Annotated in this window: 16 protein-coding genes; 14 read left to right on the top strand and 2 right to left on the bottom strand. The window is 66.1% G+C overall.

Features of this window, described 5'->3' with window-relative positions; all coding sequences use genetic code 11:
- Nucleotides 1–671: 671 nt before the first annotated feature.
- On the bottom strand, nt 672–2,129 hold the full coding sequence (locus QM588_RS22415) for an MFS transporter (protein WP_283316657.1): 1,458 nt from the start codon (nt 2,127–2,129) through the stop codon (nt 672–674).
- A gap of 95 nt (nt 2,130–2,224) precedes the next feature.
- Between QM588_RS22415 and QM588_RS22410 the strand changes: the two genes are divergently transcribed.
- The 3 genes from QM588_RS22410 to QM588_RS22400 all read left to right on the top strand — a co-directional run bounded on the left by QM588_RS22410 (nt 2,225) and on the right by QM588_RS22400 (nt 5,266).
- Complete coding sequence (locus QM588_RS22410) at nt 2,225–2,821, top strand: TetR/AcrR family transcriptional regulator (RefSeq protein ID WP_283316656.1); 597 nt, start codon at nt 2,225–2,227, stop codon at nt 2,819–2,821.
- Nucleotides 2,822–3,403: 582 nt separating this feature from the next.
- Nucleotides 3,404–4,207: an SDR family NAD(P)-dependent oxidoreductase gene (locus tag QM588_RS22405; protein WP_283316655.1), complete on the top strand. Its 804-nt coding sequence runs from the start codon at nt 3,404–3,406 to the stop codon at nt 4,205–4,207.
- Nucleotides 4,208–4,261: 54 nt separating this feature from the next.
- Nucleotides 4,262–5,266, top strand: coding sequence for a GAF domain-containing protein (locus QM588_RS22400; RefSeq protein ID WP_283316653.1), 1,005 nt, complete (start codon nt 4,262–4,264; stop codon nt 5,264–5,266).
- A 95-nt stretch (nt 5,267–5,361) separates the two neighbouring features.
- Here QM588_RS22400 and QM588_RS22395 read toward each other — a convergent pair whose 3' ends face one another.
- On the bottom strand, nt 5,362–5,862 hold the full coding sequence (locus QM588_RS22395; RefSeq protein ID WP_283316666.1) for a helix-turn-helix transcriptional regulator: 501 nt from the start codon (nt 5,860–5,862) through the stop codon (nt 5,362–5,364).
- 1,122 nt (nt 5,863–6,984) lie between these two features.
- Between QM588_RS22395 and QM588_RS22390 the strand changes: the two genes are divergently transcribed.
- The 11 genes from QM588_RS22390 (at nt 6,985) to QM588_RS22340 (ending at nt 20,594) form a co-directional block, all read left to right on the top strand.
- Nucleotides 6,985–8,253, top strand: coding sequence for a hypothetical protein (locus QM588_RS22390; RefSeq protein ID WP_283316651.1), 1,269 nt, complete (start codon nt 6,985–6,987; stop codon nt 8,251–8,253).
- A gap of 48 nt (nt 8,254–8,301) precedes the next feature.
- Nucleotides 8,302–8,895: a hypothetical protein gene (locus QM588_RS22385; RefSeq protein WP_283316650.1), complete on the top strand. Its 594-nt coding sequence runs from the start codon at nt 8,302–8,304 to the stop codon at nt 8,893–8,895.
- Nucleotides 8,896–8,969: 74 nt separating this feature from the next.
- Nucleotides 8,970–9,626, top strand: coding sequence for a hypothetical protein (locus tag QM588_RS22380; RefSeq protein WP_283316649.1), 657 nt, complete (start codon nt 8,970–8,972; stop codon nt 9,624–9,626).
- On the top strand, nt 9,626–10,915 hold the full coding sequence (locus tag QM588_RS22375) for a MinD/ParA family ATP-binding protein (protein WP_283316648.1): 1,290 nt from the start codon (nt 9,626–9,628) through the stop codon (nt 10,913–10,915). The genes QM588_RS22380 and QM588_RS22375 overlap by 1 nt, the downstream gene beginning before the upstream one ends.
- A 38-nt stretch (nt 10,916–10,953) precedes the next feature.
- Nucleotides 10,954–13,056, top strand: coding sequence for a cutinase family protein (locus QM588_RS22370; protein WP_283316647.1), 2,103 nt, complete (start codon nt 10,954–10,956; stop codon nt 13,054–13,056).
- A gap of 144 nt (nt 13,057–13,200) precedes the next feature.
- Entirely contained in the window at nt 13,201–14,898 is a 1,698-nt protein-coding gene (locus tag QM588_RS22365; RefSeq protein ID WP_283316646.1) for a peptidoglycan DD-metalloendopeptidase family protein, read from the top strand.
- Nucleotides 14,895–15,491 carry a hypothetical protein gene (locus QM588_RS22360; protein WP_283316645.1) on the top strand — a complete coding sequence of 199 codons (597 nt, stop codon included), beginning with the start codon at nt 14,895–14,897 and terminating at the stop codon, nt 15,489–15,491. The genes QM588_RS22365 and QM588_RS22360 overlap by 4 nt, the downstream gene beginning before the upstream one ends.
- Before the next feature lie 59 nt (nt 15,492–15,550).
- On the top strand, nt 15,551–15,970 hold the full coding sequence (locus QM588_RS22355) for a hypothetical protein (RefSeq protein ID WP_283316644.1): 420 nt from the start codon (nt 15,551–15,553) through the stop codon (nt 15,968–15,970).
- Between the two features lie 98 nt (nt 15,971–16,068).
- A complete protein-coding gene (locus tag QM588_RS22350; protein WP_283316643.1) occupies nt 16,069–16,809 on the top strand; it encodes a hypothetical protein in 741 nt (246 codons plus the stop codon).
- 8 nt (nt 16,810–16,817) lie between these two features.
- Nucleotides 16,818–19,004, top strand: coding sequence for a hypothetical protein (locus tag QM588_RS22345; protein WP_283316641.1), 2,187 nt, complete (start codon nt 16,818–16,820; stop codon nt 19,002–19,004).
- Between the two features lie 3 nt (nt 19,005–19,007).
- Nucleotides 19,008–20,594: an SCO6880 family protein gene (locus QM588_RS22340; RefSeq protein WP_283316640.1), complete on the top strand. Its 1,587-nt coding sequence runs from the start codon at nt 19,008–19,010 to the stop codon at nt 20,592–20,594.
- Nucleotides 20,595–20,596: the final 2 nt, after the last annotated feature.

The raw sequence follows: 20,596 nt of genomic DNA, 5'->3' as shown, positions 1-20,596 counted from the left end.
CCCAGCAACCCGGTGGCGGGAGTTGAAATTGTCGAAGGCAAAAGGTGGTACAGAGACCCCGCTCCGTCTGGGTTTTAGTGGACGCATGAGAAGGCCCGGACCGGGATGGTGCTCTCGGCTGCCAGGATCACCGCCCGCAGGTGGTGGCGAGCTGCGCTGCAACCGCACGCCTTGGCATTTGTACTCTGATGACCAACGGTCGTCCGCCGCCATCGAATACCGCCTGCCCTGCACCCACGGGATGTAGGCGCAGGCCAGGCAGGCCTCATAGACGTTGTTATACAGCAACGCTTTTGCTGCTCCCCTAATCTTCTGGTCGGTCTTCACTCCTGTTCGGTCATCGACTCCCGGAGTTGGGAGTTGGGAGTTGGATGCGGAGGCCGTGGTGCCGCTGCAGGCGACGTCGTTGCACGCCGTCTCCAACAATTCACTACGGCGGCGGTACACATCTGCGAAGCCAATCAACAGAAACGGGGAATCGCGACGCTCTCGGCGACACCGATCGAAAAGGCTCGACGTGTGACTGGCCGATATAAGTCGACCCAGCCACAGTGGTCAAAGTACTGCTGTTTGAGTTATCGCGGTGGCAAATCTCATATCCGCACCGTACGCGAACAGGAGGACGCGGTGGGAAGCTATCGATGCCCGAATATTGAGGGGCCCAACTGCCCTCATACTGGGAAACCCGAAGGCTCCGCGCCGCGGGGTGCTGGATCCCACGAACTGCTCGGCTTCGGAATGACGCCCGCCAGAAAGAAGGACAGTAGAGCGGCACCGGCTGCCACACCCATCGTGACGTGGAACGCGGCTTCGGACGGGATCTCCCGTCCGCCGACGCTGACGGTGAGCTGAGCCAAAATGACGCCTGCGACCGCGCTGGCGAAAGAGGTTCCGAGAGAACGCATAAGGGTGTTGAAGCTGTTGGCCGCTCCGGTCTCCGACGCCGGGACCGCGCCCATGATGAGTGCAGGCATCGCGCCGTACGCCAGGCCGATGCCTGCGCCGATCACCAACGAGATCAGGACCAGGAGCCAGACGGCATGCAAGGTGACGGCACCGATGAGGTAGCCGACCGCGATCACCGCAGCACCCAGCATCAGTGTCGTCTTCGGTCCGCGCGTAGTGGTGATGCGGGCCGACAGCGGCGCGACGAACATCATGACGATGCCCGAGGGGGCCATGACCAAACCCGCAGCGAGAATAGACTGGCCCAGTCCGTATCCGGTCTCGGTGGGCAGCTGCAGAACTTGAGGGAAGACCAGAGACATTGCGAACAAAGCGAATCCGATGGCGATCGAAGACAGGTTCGTGAACAGGATCTGGCGCCGCAGGGTCACTCGGAGGTCGACGAGGGGTAGCGGTGTGCGTAGTTCCCACCAACCCCAGAACAGAAACGCAGCGAGCGAGAGCGCCAGCATCCCCATCGTCGTTGTGCTGGTCCAGCCCCAACTCGAACCCTTCGATATCGCCAGAAGCAACGATACGAGCGCGATCGACAGTGCCGCGGCACCGGGGAAGTCGAAGCTGCCCCCCGCTCGTACCGTCGATTCGGGGACGACGAGAACGACGAGAACGGTGACGACGACGCCGAGAGCGGCCGACGTCCAGAACAGGACGTGCCAGTCGGCGTACTCCGCGATCAACGCGGCGGCCGGCAGGCCGAGCGCGCCGCCGACTCCGAGCGAGGCGCTCATGAGAGCGACGGAACCGGCGAGTTTCTCGCGGGGCAGGACGTCGCGCATCACGCTGATGCCGAGGGGGATGACACCCGATGCGAGACCCTGGAGTGCACGGCCGACGATGAGAGGCAGGACGGTGTCACTGAGCGCGCCGACGACGGAACCGAGGATGAGAAGTGCGAGTCCGACGAGGAGTAGGCGGCGTTTGCCGAACATGTCGCCGAGGCGCCCCATGACCGGAACGGCAACCGCGCCGGCCAGAAGCGTCGCCGTCACGACCCACGCGGTGTTCGCTGCAGAGGCGTTCAGCAGTGTCGGCAGCTGCGGAATGATCGGAATGACGAGTGTTTGCATCAATGCGACGACGATGCCGGCAAACGCCAGGACTGCAACAATCCCGTTGGTGCCGAGCGTTTTCGGTGCCGTGTCGTCGGGTGAAATTGCAGACATGCCGCTCCTCTGGTAATTGATTGGTAAAGTATTTAAACCGGCTGACTTAAATAATTTAAGTCATGTGATTGAATATGGCAAACGGAAGGGTGCACATGCACAGCGACGACACGCGCGAACTGATCCTGGTGGCCGCCGAACGGCTGTTCGCCGAGCGTGGCGTGTTCACGGTGTCCAATCGTCAGGTCAGCGAGAGTGCAGGACAGCGGAACAGTTCGGCCGTCGGCTACCACTTCGGGACCAAGGACGACCTGGTACTGGCCATCGTCAAGAAACATGCGCGGCCTATCGAAGAGCGCCGCGTCCGGATGCTGACGGAGGTCGAGGGGTCTACCGATCTTCGTGACTGGGTGTCGTGCCTCGTCCTTCCCTACATCGAGCATCTCGCATCGATCGGTGAGCCCTCGTCCTACGCTCGGTTCAGTGCGCAGGTGATGACGGATCCGACACTGCGCGGCCTGGTCTACGAGACCGCACTGGAATCGCCTGCCCTACGAAGGATTCTGGAGGGAGTGCGGAGCTGCGTCGGCGATCTCCCGGAATCGGTGCGCAGGACGCGCGGAGACATGGTGAGGCAGCTGATGGTCCACATGAGCGCCGAGCGAGAGCGAAGCAACCCCCGCGAGTGGACGGGCTTCGGGACGGATCTGGTGGATGCCATGGTCGGGCTGTGGCGCGCACCGGTGACTTGAAAATGGAGCGCCACTTCCCGTTCGGGGCGGTGGACCCAAACCCACTGGATGGCTCCATCCAGGTGGCGACGGTGTAGGCGCAATCCCCCGCCTTCGTGCGGGTGTCGGCGGCGTCGACAAATTTGGCGGCGACAGTGATCGGGTGCGCCGGGAGCGCCACGTGACCATTTGCTGCGCACCGGGTTAGTGAAGCGTCTCCACGCGGCCGCATACGTCTTGCACGTTCCCCTGGACTGGGTGGACTGCACAGCGGCCGCGATCCGCCTCGCAACGGCGGGCGGGACTTCTGGCTCGACAGTCGCCAACCCGGCGCTCGCAGGAATGCCCACGGGAGTGGCAACACAGGTGTGCCACCTGGCCGGAAGTCCATAGCAGCCGCCCAACGCAGGTCACCGACACCCGTGCAGAGCCAAACGGCGCTGTCCTGGCGTGCCATGACAGACGGTGCGGAAAATGCAATAGCGCTTCAACACAAACCGCAATACAGACCAGCTGGTTGCTGGCGCAAGAAGCATGAAGTCGTTACGGTCCCTAGTTACTGATGGTACTGAAACGGAAAGGCGCAGGACAGATGCCAGGGGAATGGAAAGCAGTGGTCACAGGCGCAGGTTCGGGGGTTGGCCGTCAAGTAGCCCTGCAGCTGGCGCGTTTGAACTGGTCACTTTCCCTCGCGGACAAAACTTCGATGCCTTACTCGACGTACAGTCTCAGTGTTCGGCTTACGGCAATCTCGTACGTGCGACCCATTTAGACGTCGCTGACCGGACCGAAATCGATTCGTGGGCAGCAACTTCATGCTCCGCCTTAGGCGGTATCGATGCAGTCTTCAACGTCGCAGGCATCCTCTACAGTGGCGAAGTCATCGACACTCCTCCAGCCGACTTCGATCTGGTGATGGCAACCAACTTCGAGAGCGTCGTTCACAGCTCTCGCGCCTTCTTGCCGGACATCCTGAAGTCGCGTCGAGGTCGGATCGTCAACGTGTCTTCTGCATTTGGTGTCATGTCCGCACCCGGCTACTCGGCGTACAACTCTTCCAAATTTGCCGTTCGGGGCTTCACCGAGGCCCTGAACCAAGAACTGCGCCTGGAGTCACGAACCGCGCGTGCGACATGCGTGATCCCAGGTGGAATCAAAACGTCGATCGCGCGGACAGCACGGGCGGCACCCGGCGTCGACCAGGCGCGGACTGCCGAACTATTCGATAGCCATATTGCCCGAACCACCCCTACAGAGGCCGCCCGCAAGATTATCGCGGGTGCGTGGAAGGGAAAATCGCGGGTGACAATTGGGAATGACGCTCGCCTCATCGACGTGACCACGCGCGTGCTCGGCCCTCATTACCAGCAACTGCTACCTGCGCTCAAAGCACTGCGGCGACGCTGACAAGCCCTCACCAACGGACAATCCACTCACCAGACCTGCGGGGGTCGGTCAACTATGTCGAATAGCTGGATCCTGATAGAGACGTTCGGAGACGCGGAGCCGTCGGTGATCGGAGTTGGGTCTTCGCCCAAATCCTTTGTTCCACCTCGTAAAGTACTCCGCAGCTCCACCAGCCGCGAAGAGGCAGTTGCCGCGGTCGCAGAGGCGCTTTCTACAGGCGCCGTAGTGGATCGGCTATCCAAAGACCTATTCAGGCGAGTAATGGCCGAACCACTGCAAACGTTCGCCGGCCGCACGCACGGCGCGTGGGTGTGGCTCGGCCAGCGCGACGAGATCCCGCCTGCACGAGACGCCGCCGGGGCGTGGCAGTTCAACCTCACGAATAGCACGGCAAGCGGGAGCAACGACCTGCTCGACCTCTACCGCGTGGCGAAAGACCAGCGCGAGACCCAGCGTGCACTCGCGGGCGCGTTCACCCGACTTGTCACCAACCGTGACGAGAGCGAGGCCATGGCCAAAATCGTGCAATCAGCGCCGGGCACCACTCACCAAGCGGTCTGGACAGTGAGGCGGGACGACGGTGAACTCCGGGCCGCGCACTTCTCGTGCCGGATGATTGCCGAAGGCGGGGTTTCGGGCACCGAAGTCATCCTGAGGGGTATCACCCACGACATCGGCCCCGCAGGGGAAATCAATATCGCTCCCCCACCCACGATTCTCGAGCATCGCGTCCTGGAGGCTTCCACAAAGGAAGGCGAGTACCGCGCGCTTGTCAACCTCAGAACTCTCAACTTGTTGCGCTGGTACAACTCTGAACCTGCACCGAATATCTGCTGGGAAAACCTTCCTGACGAACCGGTACCGGCAATTCATCCGGACGACGTACCAATTGCGAAGCAAATGTCGAATGCACTCGCCCGCGAACGCACCAACGGCATGATTCGCTTCAGAACTCTCGACGGAAATTGGAAGCCGATGACAATCGACGCGGTATTAGTCTCGCTCGATCAGCACACCACGGCCGCACTCGTCACTCTGACCGAATTGTCCGAGAAGTAAATAAGTTTACGTATCCGTACGGATCCACATAGCCCTTCAGGGACTGAGCGCAGTTGAAGCGCGAACGTCGGAAGTGCGTTTAATAGTTGCGTTGCCTACAAGGACTGCGCGCGTGTCGTGCGTGCATCGCGAGTTCGGCTCCACGCAGCCGCAACCGTCCGAGTCGACACCCCATACGCTTTGGCAAACGACTCGATGCGCTCCTCGTTCTCGGGCTTGCGCCCACGTTCGATGTCAGCGAGAACGGTGGTCGACATCCCAAGCAGCTGCGCAGCGTCGCCTTGAGACAGCGCCGCGTGCACCCTCAAGTCGGACAATTTAAGCTGAGACTCCGGGATCGGAACCAGCGCCGCAACCGACGCATGCAGGGCGTTCGCGATCCGACCAAGCGTCGCAGGCGGTGGCGTCGAGCGCCCCGTCTCCCAGGTCGATACCGCCTGCCTCGTTGCACCCACTAACGCCGCGAGGTCGTCAGCACTCAACCCCGCACGTACCCGTAGCTCCCGCAACCGGTCGGCGCGAAACCCACGAACTCCGCTTCGCGGCACTGTCCCAACTCCCTGTCGACCTTGCAAGACAGTCCCATTTTCCTTCATCGACGACGACTGCAAACTCTTGTGCGAATTATAGTTGCGCGCTACCGTTGCACTCATGCCTTGGACCGACTCGAGTTCCGCGACGCTGAACCAATTGCGCGATGTACCAAACCTGTTCTACAGTCCTGATGCGCGCCCAAAAGGGATTCCTCGGTGCTTGTCGATCTCGGCACTGCTTGTAGCGCGGGACGTCAGGTCGGTCTGTTCACAGGTTCCGTCCGATCTTTCCTGTCGGGAGTTCTACATGTTCGCGTCTTTCGCCCTTGCCGCATCGCAGTTGCCGTCGACGGCTGACATCAGCATTTACCGTCGCCGAAGTTCGGCGTTGGGCCGTTACGGAAGAGGTGCGACGGCAGGTGTATCCGCCCGACATCGCCGCTTTCGCCGGGCTTATGGGGGCGAATCAAGGTGAGTGCCGCACGGGACGCGATGGTGCCAAATTTCCTCGCGCAGAAACAGTTCTGCGTGTCAATCGTCGTAAATCGGACACACGGCGACTTGATTGCCTGCTCGCTCGAGCACGGGCATTCCGGTCGCCACCAATACATCGGTGACGACGGAGCCCTGCTAGCCGAGTGGGGTCCATCCACATCGTGCAATGAGCGGTCAATTCCTACCCGTAAGCCCTAGACCTGACAGTCCGGACTGCAACCCGACTCGGGTGGGCTTTCGCTGATAGTCCCACTCGTGAGCTACAGGAGCTCCCCCGCGCCCTGTAGCTCGACCGGCGCGAGGGTCGCGCAGTGAGCGCATTTCATCATGTTCAGCGCTGCGCGGCCCCGCCGGGACATCAACCCTCGGACTCACACCCGTTCGCACAGAAAGGATTCCGATACCCGATGTGGATTTTCCAGCAGCCGTGGTTCTGGTCGGTGGTCTTCGGCTGGCTCTGAGCCTCTAGCACGTGATGGGTGCGTGCGACTGGCCCACAACCTATGGATCGCACGCACCCATCCACTTCTCTCGACCGACTTACCTAAAACCAACTGTCGCCAGAACGTTTGCTCCGCAAGCACATTCACCAGCACGACCCGATCGCCGGGTCGCACCAGGAAGGGATCGACACCAATGCCAGCACCACAGGGCACCGGACAGCACCGCTCATCAAAGAAGCGAGGGCGGGTGATCAAATCGCTGCCCGCCGTGGCCGCGGTGACGATCGCCGGCCTGACCACGCAGGCCGCTCCTGCTCAGGCTGCACCATCGCAGCCGGGAGTGACCAGTCCTCAGGGATCACAACCGGGGGTCACGAGCACACCGCAGACGGTACCGGCCACCCCGCCGCCTGCCCCGACTCAGGAGCGCGAGTTCTTCATCCCACCGTCTCAGCGGGTGCAGGAAACTCAGTGGCGCAGCTTCGACGACTATCAGTCGGGTAGTCAGCAGTCCTCGTACCAAAACAGCTATTACGAGCCCGCTCCCGCGCCGCGGGCCGAACCGGCCCAAGCACCACCCGCATTGCAGGCAGCTCCGCCTCCGCCGGTCCCGACCGTGCAGCGCAAGGTCATCGCCCCGATCGACACACCTGAAGGCTACGTCCTAGTCGGCGGAGAACTGGTGCCGTACGACCCGAACCTGGTCGACCGCAACCAGGTGAAGAAGTTCAACAACACCGTGGCCGCGCTCCAGGCCGACGGCGGAAACTGGCTCGTGGACAACGGATTCGCCGACGCGCCCCGCGCCGACCGGATCGCAGCGGGTACTGCGACCGGTGTCATCACCGGTGGCGCTGTCGGCCTCGCGGCATCGGTGGTCCCGGCCGCGGTGATCACCGGCACCGCTGCTGCTATCGGCGGCGGACTCGGATTGGCTGCGACGACCGCGGCTACACCCGCGGTCATCTGGGCCGGGCCGGTGGGGTACATCTTCGTTCCCGGCGCGGCTGCACTTGCCGGTGCCGGCGCCGGTGCTGCCCTGTCGGCACCGATGGTGCTGGGCCTGACCGGCACCGGCGCTGTCATCGGCGGCATCCTCGGTGCCACCGTTCTCGGCGGCGAGCAGCAGATCATCGAAGAGCCTGCCCCCGCCCCGGCGGTTGTTCCCCCGGCCGTCGACAGCGTCCCGGCGATTCCGCCGGCCGCGACAGTCGATCTCCCCGGCCCCATCGGGCAGGTTCGCGACACTGTCGCTGCCGACCCGAACGGCCGCCAGGTTCTCGCGGCGGCCGACACCGCAGTTCAGAACGCGGCTCCGATCGTCGACAAAGCCGTCAGCGATGCGTCGGTGTGGACCGCACCGGCCGTCGAAGCAGCACAGGGGTTCACCTCGAAGGCCCTCGAGCAGCCTGCCGTCGCCGACACCGTCGCCGCGGTCAACACCGCAGCCGCACCGATCGTCGATCAGGCCACTGCCGCTCTCGGCGGCTTGCAGGCGGCGTTCGCACCCGCCTGATTCGCCCTACAGCCAGCTAGTTGCACCAGCCAGGAAGGACAGATCCAGATGATCCGCCGTTCGACGACATCCCCGATTGCCAGTGCCACCGGCCCAGCCCGATCAGGGGTGCCGTCGAGCCCGCCCCGTGTGCCGCGATCGCGCCGACGCGCGATCGCGGCAGCCGGGGCTGCTGTCGTGTTCGTGGCCGTCGCCGCCGCTGTGTTGCTCAGCGGTGGCGACTCCGAGCCGGACACGACAGCCACCGACACGATCGCCGCTTCCTCCGTCGCGCCGACAACCGTTGCCGCCGGGCCGGATTGCTCGATGCCGACCGGTGATCAGAACAGCGGCCCCGGAGTCATCGCCGCGTTCGAGCACGCCTACTACGTCCAGCGATCGGGCGCGGCCGCGCACGCTCTGGTGTCACCGAACGCCCCGGAAAGTGCCCCGTTCACCGTCGAAGCCAACCTCGACGCCGGTATCGCCACCGTCCCGGTCGGCACCACCTACTGCCTCGACATCGACCCGCTGCGCACCGGCTCCTACACCCTCACCCTCACCGAGAGCGGCCCGAACGGGCCTGGGACGCAGTACCGCCAACGGATCACCACCGACCAGGTCGACGGTCGCTACGTCATCGCCGCCATCGAGCAAGCGTGATCACCCACCGCCGCCACAGCGCGAGATCGCCGCAGCACCGCGGCGAACAGCCACCACGAAAGGAACGCCAGGACATGAGCGATGCAGCGAGCGAATGGGCCGAGGCCGCCACCGCAGTACGACAGGCACGCGAGACCCTCGAGACGTCGACCGCGAGCGAGATCCGCGCCTGGGCAGAAAAGTCCGGGCTGACCGACTGGTCGATGTGGCAGAAGATCAAACGAGAGCTCTACAAGCAGCTCGACCTCGACTACGACGGATTGCGCGCCAGCGAAGCCGAGCAGGTCACCGACGCGGTCGCCTCCGCGGCGTCGGCCGCACCGCTGGTCGAGCTCTACGCCGCAGGCGATGAGCGCGGCAGCTTCGCAGTGGTCGGCGACGGTGACGAAACAGCCTGGTACGGAACATTTCACGCCAAGGACGCGGTGTTCCGGCAGGGCGATCAGACCTCGGCCGACGACTCGGCGGCCGGCAAGGCAGCCTTTCTCGCCGGCAAGCTACGCGAAGAGCTCGACGCCCCCGCGATCCGGCTGATTCTGCATATCTCCAACCCTCACCTCGACGGCACCCGGCTCGCCGCCCTCGCCGCGCGATACGGAGTGCACCTCGAACGCCTCGAGATCGACGACGAGAACCCGGCCACCGTGTGGTGCGAGGTTCCTGGGCACCGTCCGTGGCAGGCCATCCGGCTCTCAGATCTGCTCGTCGACGATCAAGCGGAGGTCGGCTGATGGCTGAACAGCACCCGCGCCCGGACGCCGACAACCCCGTCGCAGGGTACGACGCCGAGGACACGGTCAACCTCCGCGCTCAGCGGCTGCGCCGACCCGAATCTGAACCGGACGAACAGCCTGCAGACGAGTCGGCCGACGACACCGCACCGGACCCGTACGGGGTCGGGCAGGACGCATTGGCAGCGGTCGAGACACCCGATGTCGACCCCGCAGCGTTCTACCGCGCACGACTGTTCGACCGCCAGGAAGAAGACCCGACCGCCGAGCCCGCCGAAGCAGGCCTGAGGGGCCGGATCAACGCCGCCCTGGGAACTCATCTCAAGCCCAAGCCCACCTCTGCCGAAGTCAGACTGCGTCAGTCGATTCGCGTTGTGCAACAACCCCTTCCCGGATGCTCGGTGGTCTCGGTCATCAATCCCAAGGGCGGAGCCGGCAAAACTCCGACATCGGTCATGCTCGGTTCGACGTTCGGCAAGCACCGTGGCCACGGGGTGACGGTCTTCGACGCCAGCGAATCACTCGGCAGTCTCGGCGATCGCGCCGCCCGCACCACCGATCCGGAGCTCACGGTGTGGGATCTGCTCGACCATGCACACGAGCTGGCCTCCTCGTCTGCGGTGTCGGGATCGCTCAACGCGTTCCTACGGCGTCAACCAACGATGGAAGACATTCTCGCGGCCGACAATTCGGCCGACCGTGAACGCAACCTGGGGTGGGACGAATGCGCCGCGGTGATGGCAGTGCTGCGCCGACACCGGGACCTGATCGTCATCGACACCGCCGCCAATCCCTTGGCCGAGAGCTGGCAGTGGGCCGTGCAGCATTCCGATGCCCTGGTCGTTCCGCTCCCGCTACGCCTCGACATCGCCCGGCAGGTCTATCAAATGCTCGAGGGCATCATCGCCCGCGGCTACGGGCACCTGTTGGCGTCGACGATCGTCGTGACCTGTGCAACGCCCGATTCCAACCCGCAGTTGGCGTCGGCGGTCTTCGAGGACCTGCGCAATCTCGGTGTGCAGAAAAGCAATTTCATTCAGGCCCCGTACGAATCAGCGCTCGCCCGCGGCGATCGGATCGTCTACAAGGACCTCCCGCCCGAAACTATCGAGGCCTACACCAACGTCACCGCCCTGGTCGCCGACAACATCGCCGCGGCACGAGCCGGCGTCGCCTACCCATTCACCGATCCGTACTCGCCGCAGCCGGCGAACCGCCAGCCCGACAGCGCACAACCCCCACAGCTCTCGCAGTGGGAGCGGCGCAGCCGCGACCGTCGCGGAGCCTGACCCGTCCCCACCCCGCTCGAGCACACGAGGAGAACACCATGACCGGCCAGAGAACGCTCACCACCCCGCGGCGACGACAACGCCGGACACTGTCGGCGCTGACCGTCGTCGTCTCCGCGGTGGTCCTGGCCGCGGGCACCGTCCCCGCACACGCCGCCCCGGCAGCGACGGCGGCGACCTCGTGCGCGAAGTACGTCGCGATCATGGCCCCGGGAACGTGGGAGACCAATGCCGCCGCGAATCCCACCACCCCGGTCGGGATGCTAGCCACCGTCGGCAACGCCCTGAAACAGAAGTACGGCAACGACATCGAGGTCTACTACCCCGCGTACGCGGCGTCGGCGTTCGACAAGGGCCGCACCTACGCCGACAGCAAGGAAACCGGCAAGAGCGCCATCAACAACATCCTCTCCTCCGCGTGCGCCACGTCGAAATTCCTGCTCTCGGGCTACTCCCAAGGCGCGGACGCCGCCGGCGACGTCGCCGCCGAGATCGGCAACGGACGCGGTGTCGTTCCCGCGGCCCGGATTCTCGGCGTCGGTCTGGTCGCCGATCCGCACCAGGGCACCGCCGGCGGCACCGTCGTCGGGCCGAAGGTCGACGGTCAGGGCATCGGCGGGGTCCGGCCCGAAGGCTTCGGCTCTCTCGCCCCGGTGGTCAAGCAGCTCTGCAATCCCACGGACCTGTACTGCTCGACGAACGCCGGCAAGGACGGTCTGCTCGCGGGCCTGGGCAAGGTCCTGGCGAACAAGCCCGTCGACCCGGCCACCACCGGCGAACAGGCCGGAACCGGGTCGAACCCAGCAGCGTCGAGTACCGCAGCATCATCGAATACCGCGGTGCCGTCGACGACCGCGCAGGGCGGTGTCACCGGTGCCGGGACACAGCCCGGCACGACGCCGACACAGGCCGGAGGGGTCAGCGATTTCTCGTCGTCGCTGGTCTCGGACTTCTCCCGCGTCGATCTGGCCGGTGCCGCGAACACCGCATCGACTCTCGGGGAGCGGGTGGCCACCCTGCCCGACTCGGTGGGAACCAACCGCACTCAGTCACAGGTCGCCAGCGTCGGGGCCTCGGCGACATCGCTGCTCAACACCCTCGAACCGGTCGCCGACGTGCAGTCGATGATCGCCGCAAACCCCGGCATCCGCTCGACTCTCGACACCGCACCGGAAGGATCACCGGAAGCGAAGACCTCGACGGTGCTCGACGCCCTGGACCAGATCGACATTCCCGCAGTCCTGAGCACAGCGACCTCGATCGCCGACACCGCCTCGTCGGTACTGGGCGGCACCGGCACCACCGCCGGCCTCGCCGGCACCGCGTCGACCCTGAGCGGGCAGGTCGCACCGTTGCAGTCCGTATCCCCGGATGCGCTGACCTCGGCAACGCAGGTGCTCTCGCTGCTCAAGCCGAAGACGGTGGTCAACCAGGTCGTCAACGTCGCGACCGGCTTCACGAGCCTGGACTACCAAGGCATCGTCGACAACCTGATCGCGTTGCCGCAGAAGGTCGCTGCACTCGATGTCGCGGGATCGCACAAGATCGCCGGAGACCTGAACAACCAGTTCGCGCCGATCGTGAAAATGGCTGCTGGAGTGGACCTGCACACCCTGTCGGCGCTGGTGGCAATGATCCCCGACCCCAGCGGCTCGGCGCAGATCGCCTCCCTGGTGCTGAGCTTGCTCGGCAACGTCGACGTGATCCGCCTGGCCAACGATGTCGGCGCGATTCAGGAAGTCGCGTGGAAGATCCTCGAAACCGGCAACCTCGCGGCCACCGCCGAGCTGCTGCCCATCGGGCTCGACCTCGCCTCGGTCGCGGTCGGAGTGCTGACCGGCTCGGCCGCCAAGACCAGCCCCGACCAACTCGGCACACAGACCCAGGTCACCGGACAGTCCGCAGCGATCGGCCAGCAAGCCTCCACCGGCGATTTCGCCGGTCTGGCAGGCAGTCTCGTCTCACTGGCCTCCTCACCAGGCGCAGGGGACGCGGCCGAGCTGGTCGGTGCCGGTATCGAGGCCGCGACGTTCTTCGCCTCCGGTGCGCATCAGTCCTACGGCGACTTCACGGTCGACTCCACCGGCCGCAGCGCCCTGCAATGGCTCATCGACTTCTTCACCCAGAAGATCGGGGGCTGACCGGCGGCCACCGAGCAGGCTCTGCAGCCGGGCGGGCATGACGCAGAGCAACCAAACCAGAAGCACCACAACCGAATTACGCGTACCACCACAGGTGTCCGGGCGGGCACTGATCATCTTTTCGATTCGTGAGGACATGCACCGATGGCAGCATCACAGCAGGGCAGTAAGGGCAGTGCCGGCGCACTGAGCCTGTTGTTGATCGCCGCCGTCGCTGCGATCGGCATGTTCGGTGTCCTCTCGGGCGATCGCACACCGCCGGTCGACGACGGCACGTGCCTGCCTGCCGGCGCGGCCGTGGTGGCTCCGCACTCGGGCACGGTGGTGATGCCGCTGCGTGAAGGCACGTATCAGGCCACGAGCGGTTTCGGTGCCCGCACGAACCCGGTCACCGGCGAAGCCGAAGGACACCAGGGCCAGGACTACTCCGCCCCGATCGGGACCCCGATCTACGCGACCACCGACGGCACGGTCGTCAAGGCCGAACACGCCAGCGGGTTCGGCAACTGGATCATCATCGACACCACCGTCGACGGACAGTCGCTCTCGACGGTCTACGGCCACATGAACGACGACGGCGTCGGGGTCACCGCGGGCCAGACCGTCAAAGCCGGGGACCCGATCGGGGCCGTCGGCAACGCCGGACAATCCACCGGCCCGCACCTGCACTTCGAGGTCTGGCCCGGCACCCGCCTCGCATCCGGATCGAGTCCGGTCGATCCCGTGGCCTGGCTCGCCGCCGCCGGTGCCACCGCCCCGACTGCCACCGCAGACGTCCTCGCCGCAGGACCGACCGGCACCTCCGCCGCGACCCCGACCACCGGTGCCGCGGCGCAGGGCGTATCGAGTCGATCGGTCAAGCTCGCCGCCGCCATCAAACCCGGCTGCGGTGTGCCGGCCGGATCGACCGGACTGCGGCCGGGGTCGGTGCCCGCCGATTTCGAGCAGTGGATCGTCAAGGCCGGCACCGTGTGCCCCGAGGTCACCGCTCCGGTCGTCGCCGCGCAGCTCGAACAAGAGGGCGGCTTCAACGTCAACGCCCACAACGCAGGATCGGGCGCGGACGGGCCTGCTCAGTTCATGCCCGCCACGTGGGCGGCGAAAGGCGTCGACGGTGATGGAGACGGCCGCAAGGACACCCGCAGCATCGCCGACGCGGTGATGAGCCAAGCCGCCTACGACTGCGAGCTGGCGGGCATCGCCAAGGACTCGCTCGCCGCCGGCAAGGTCAGTGGCGACCTGACCGAGCTGTACCTGTCGATGTACAACTGCGGGCCCGGTGCGACTCTCTCGCAGGGCCGGGTGTGCCAGAACGCCGAAACCCTCGACTACGTCGCGAAGATTCCCCGACGCGCTGCAGAAGCGTTCTCCGTCGCCGTCCCGCAGGCCACACCGGGCATCGTCCCCGGTGGCCCGTTCGGTGAGAACGTCGTCGCGGCCGCGATGCGCTGGCTCGGCACCACCTACGCCTGGGGTGGAGGCGACCGCAACGGTCCCACCCGCGGGGTCAGCGACGGCGGCGGCCGCGCGGACATGATCGGCGACTTCGACAAGGTCGGCTTCGACTGCTCCGGACTGGTCCTCTACGCCGTCGCACAGGCCTCCGGCGGGGCGATCGTGCTCCCCCACCAGGACTCGGCGCAGATCGCCGACAGCCGCGGCCGCGTGATCGCCACCCCCGGCGAGCTCGCTCCCGGCGACATCATCCAACCCCACTCGGGCCACATCTTCATCTGGCTCGGCGGAAACAAGGTCGTCGAGGCACCGCAGTCCGGCGACGTCGTGAAGGTATCGGACTGGACCCCGCCCGCGAGCGGCCTGACAGCACGGAGATTCGGATGAAAACAAACAGACGTACCGCCGTGGCCGTAATCCTGACCGCTGCAACAATTCTCACTGCCTGCGGTGATGAAAGCACCGACAACGGCAGTGACGTCCCGTCGATCCCGGCGCAGCAGTGGACACCGGGTACGCCCCCGCCGAGCGGCAGCGATCCCACCCGTACCCCGGCTCCGGCCGCGACCGCGCTGCCCGACCTCGCGGCCGGGGTGGACCGGCAGGACCCGGACTCGGTGGCCACCGCGGCGTTGACGGTCTGGTTCACCTGGAACACCGCCGTCGACGCCGGACCCAACGATGCCGCCGCCCGCACCGCGCCGCTGCTCACCTCCGACTACGCGCGCGAGATCACCTCGACCACAGCGCAATCGAGCCCCGGCGCGCAGTGGCTGGACTGGGCCGCGCGCGGCGCGGTCCTGACCCCCGACCTCGTCGCCGACGACGAACCCGTTCCCCCGCAGACCGATTCGACGGCCTACCGGTCCTACCGCGTCACCCAACGCATCGACGGTGCACCGGTGAGCGAGAGGGTCGTCGCGATGATCCTGCGGCGAGGGTCCGGCGGCTGGGAGGTGAGCCGCATTCAAGACAAATAGCTGCTACCTCGTTCACGTGCTTTCACTGCAGAACACCATGTTTCGGAAAGGAACCCCCGATGGACACAGAATCCGTCACCACCCCCACCCCCACCACCCGCACCTCGCACCGGGCACGCCGGGTACTCGGCGTCCTCGCTCTCACTGCCGCGTTGACCGTCCTGGCCGGCGGGGTCGCCGCAGCCCAGACGGTCAACCCGTACGACGGGGTCAACCCGGACATCAGCTTGTTCGGCCCCGCCCTGAACCAGACATGGAAGCGCATTCTCGCGGCGATCTGGGGAGCCAGCATCGCCATCGCGGGCCTGTGGGTGCTGACCTCGTTCCTCAGCTCCCGGAAGGCCCGCAAGCGCGGTATGTCCAGCGATCTGAGCGAGTCGGGCGAGGATCTCAAGCTCTCGCTCATCATCCTGGGCGGAGTGGCCGCTGTCTCGCCGATCGTCGGCGCGGTCCTGCTCCTCGTCCAGCCCGGCGCATAGCCGGTCCCGGCTCCGGTCCGGCGCATAGCCGATCGCGGGTCTGACCCCCGCTTCCTCCTCCCTGACGCGGCACCGTCCGCAGAAACGAGTTACCCATCATGGCCATCGACTACCGCAACGTCGGCTCCGAACCCCCCAGCTCGCCCAACACCGAGAACGTCGGCGGTGACCGGCACACCGACAGCACGCCCGGGTCCAGGCGCTGGATCATTCTCGGGGCCGTCGCCCTGGCGATCCTTGCCGTCGTCTCGGTGATCGTGGTCGGTCTGTCGGGCCGCTCCGACAACTCCGGCGGCGGTGGCTCCGATGCCATCCGCGCAGTACACGGACCCACAACCGTCAGCAACGGCGTCCCCAGCGGCTACACCCGCGACACCCAGGGCGCATCGACGGCCGCGGTGAACGTGCTCCAGGCGTTCGATCAGGCCAGCCAGGGCCGCATCGACATGAACGATGTCCGCTCGACGATGATCGCCGCCGACCCCGGTGCCGAACTGGCCCGCGAGATCGAACTCGGCAGCAACCGGGACGAGAGCAGCGACGTGATGAACACCCTGCCGGCCGCGGTGCACGTGTCCTCGTTCTCCGCCGACGCCGCGCAGATCTCGGTGTGGTCGATGACCACCACTCAGTCCGACATCAACAACACCGGCACCGTCGCTGTGAGCACGCTGTGGGCGACCACCGACATCTCGTTGGTCTGGCAGGACGGGGACTGGAAGGCAAAGGACTGGTCCTACCGCCAGGGCCCGCGCCCGGAAGACGCGTCCTACCCGGCCGCTGATTCCGCGCTCGGCGGTCAACTGACCGCCGGGTACTACACCTTCTACATCGACTAGGAGAGAACATGATTCGCCGTCTCGTTCTCATCGCGGTCACCGCCGCACTGGTGGCTCTGTTCGGGTCATCCGCTGTTGCGCTCGCCCAGCCTTCCGCCGTTCCCGCTCCCGCACCGGGGGCGGTCACCGCCCAGCAACCGGCATCGAGGCTGCCCGCGCACTTCCCGGACGATCTCAAGAAATTCGTCGGCGGTACCGAGGAATTTCGGAGCGGGCCCTGGTTCACGGGGAACTGCGCAGACCACGGCGGCGACTTGGGAACCTATATCTCCCAAGCACTCACGAACGAAAACCGGCTCCTGTACTGGACGGCATCGGACGAGAACAAAGCCGTCATGCTCGGCGGTGCGGGCGCTGTCGGCTCCGACCCGCAGGCCCAGGCCACGGCCGAGATCACCCGTCAGGCCGTCGCCGACGGGACCGAACCACCGGCCGACGCTCTGCCGACGGTGTTTCCGGCCGGGGACACCAGCTTTCACCCACCGACGGGAACCTGCGCCGAGGACCTCGCCCGGTGGGGCACCAAGGAATGGGGAACGTGGGGCTTCGCCTGGGCGCCGAGCCCGGACGCGGACTCGCTGACGGCGATCAAAGCGCTGCCCGGTGCCGACAAGGTGCCCGACGCCGCCTGGTCGGCCCCGTGCTCGCAGGGTTCGGGCGACCAGTACTGCATGCATGCGTTCTTCGTCGACTGCTCGAAAGCCGAACGGGCAGATGCGAGCCGCTGCCAGGATTGGAATCTGTCGATCGGGCGATTGTTCGCCGGCACCGCGAACTGGATCGACAAGAACACCTCGTTCACCGAGCGCCTCGACGACACCCTGGGCAAGGTCATCGCGGCCACCCCGCAGTACAAGCTCGGCAAGGCCTACCTGCAGGCGTTCTCGTGGATCTCGGGGGCAGCGAACGACGTCGTCGACTTCGTCACCGATCCGACCACCGTCATCGACGACTGGGTCAACGCCACCAAGAGCGGGGCACTCTCGCTCACCGACGCCGTGCTGCGGGGGTTGACCTCGACCGGCGACTTCGATCCCACCCAGCAGTGGTTCGTGACGTATTACGCCGGGTCGACGGGTCTGGGAATCATGGTCATGTCGCTGGCAGTCCTGCTGGCGATCATGCGGTCACGGCACAAGGGCTCACCGTCGGAGCTGGTGGCCAACGTCTTCGGCTACATGCCCGCCGGGGTGGTGATGATGCTGTTCTCCCTCGCCCTGGCGCAACTGGTGATCGAGTTCGCGACGGTGCTCACCGAGGGCATCGCCAGTTTCAGCGGATCCACGATCACCGAGATGGTGGAGAACATCTACGCCACGATGGGCACGCTGAATAAGGACACCGTCGTCGGCGGCTCGATCGTCGGCCTGGTCTTCTTCGGCATCCTGCTGCTCGGCGCGATGTCGGTCTACCTGGGTCTGCTCATGCACCAGATCGGGCTTCCACTGACCGCGTGCGTCGCCGGAATCGGCTACGGCATGTGGGTGCACCCGACGTGGCGGACCAAAGCGCTACGGCCACTGTTCACGTTCGTCGGCATCGTGCTCAGCAAGCCGATGCTGTTCCTGCTCATCGCGATCGTGCTCGCCGGGGCCAACAACGCTCTGCTCTCGGGCGGCGGCGGCTCGGGAGATCTGACCTCGCTCGGCGCTCTCGTACTCGTCGGTGCCTCGATGGTCGTGGTCGGTCTGGCACCGTGGGCGATGCTCAAGTGGGCACCGATCCTGCCGACCAAGGCCGACTCCGAAGGATTCGGCGGCGGTGGTGGGTCCGTCGCCGGTGGTGTCATCGGAGGCGTGGGCAGCTCGGCCCTGTTCCGCAGCCGCAGCGGCGGCGGCGGCGGCGGCGGAGGCGGAGGTGGCGGATCGACCGTCACACCGCGCTCGACTCGCTCCGGCGACGGCGTCGACAAGGCCACCCGATCCGGGCATTCGACACCGTCGACCACTTCCACCCCCGGCCACACCACCGGGGCCGCCCACAGCGGCGGCGTAGGGAACAAGAGTGGCACCTCGACCCGTGGCGCGGTGGGCATGGCCGGCCGACTCGGCGGAAAGCTCGCGACGGGATCGGCCGCGACGGTCGCCTCGGCCGGGGCTGCAGCGGTGCCGATCGCCGCGCAGTCCGCAGCGGCGGCGATGAACAAAGCCAAATCCAGTGCCGAGTCCGCACCGTCCGAAGCCGAAGGCAGGTAAGCGATGTCGACCGAGATCGTCGAGCACGACAGCGAGCAGAGAACCTCGATCCTGGGCGGTGAGATCGCGCGCCGCGGCATGACCGGGATCTCGGCACCGGTGCTCATCACCTGGACCGCGGCTCTGATCATCGGCGTCGTGTACTACTTCGCGGCCGGCGGCGGCGCGATGACCGTCGGGCTCGTGGCCGTGTTCTACGTCGGGGTGTTCGCCTCGACGTACGAATTCGGCGACACCTCCCTGGCGGCGCGGCGGTTGCACCGGTTGCGGAACTGGGCGCGGATGCGGCGCGGGGAGCACGTCTACCGCAACGCCGACGACCCTGCCTACGGGGTCGCCGACCTCGACCCCGGGTGGGAGTACCCGGTGCCGCTCGGGCGGACCGCCCCGCTCGACGTCGCCGGCACCGGCCTGGACGAGATGTTCATCGTCCGCACCGCCAACCCCGGTGAGCGGGCCTACTACACGGTCGTACTGTCCGTGCAGGGCCTGGCCGGGGGGCTGCGCACCGACGCGGCCTGGGCGACGACATCGGAGAAGTTCGGTCTGTTCAGCGCCTCGATGGCCCGCAAGACCTCGCTCATCCGCGGAACGCAGTTGATCCACCGTTCCATTCCGGCGGATCTGACCATGCACGAGGACTGGGTCGAGCGGGAGGTCGAAAAGCTCGGCGACATGCGTTTGCGGGCACCGGTGGAGTCCTACGGCGACCTCATCGACACCATTCGGCCGCACTCGGAAGAGCACCGGGCGTACGTGGTGCTCAAGTTCCCTCAGACCGACCGCTTCGAGGCCGAAGCCGCGCGGGCGGCGGGCGGGAAAGGTGCCCGATTCGAGGGCGGTGTCGCCCAGGTGATCCGCGACGAGACGATGCGCGCGGTGAGCAAACTCGTCGCCGCCGGCATGGGCCGCGTCCAGGTCCTCGGTGAGCAGCGGACCTGTGCGTTGATCCGCGCGTTCGTCGACCCGTCGAACCCACTCGATCGTCACCAAGGGGCGCGGTGGTCGAACTGCTGGCCCTCCTACGTCGGTGGCCAGGACTCGGTGGTGGTGTCCGGCCGCTGGCACACCCGTGTCGGGTTCCTCCCGCCGGCGAGCATCGAACCCATTCCGTTGGGCCCGTTGTGGCTCGCGCCGCTGCTGACCGGGGTCGCCCCCGACATCGGCGACGACGAGAACCCGCCGTCCCCGACGATCCGAACAGTCAGTGTCCGAGTCGATTTCGTGCCCGACGCCGTCGCCCGGGAAGCGGCGAGTCAAGACTTCACCCAGGACAAGGCGGCGCAGGAAAGCGCCGCACGCAAAGGCATCACCGGCGACGGCTCGGCCGAAGTGATGGACACCGCGTCCGGGCGTCGACGCGCCGATCTGATGCCGGGCTCGGGTCATCACGGCACCATCTACTCTCTCGCGGTGGCAGTCACCGGCCGCGACGAAGACGACCTCGAGCGGGCCTGCATGCGTGTGGAGGAAGCCGCCGACGAATCGGCCATCAAGACCATCACCTGGCAGGACGACACGCACGATGTCGCCCTGTTCACCACCCTTCCCTTCGCTCGCGGTCTCGCCGTGACGCGCTACACCAAATAGCC

Source organism: Rhodococcus sp. IEGM 1354 (assembly GCF_030056855.1).
Taxonomy (GTDB): domain Bacteria; phylum Actinomycetota; class Actinomycetes; order Mycobacteriales; family Mycobacteriaceae; genus Rhodococcoides.
This window is presented reverse-complemented; position numbering and strand designations above follow the sequence as displayed.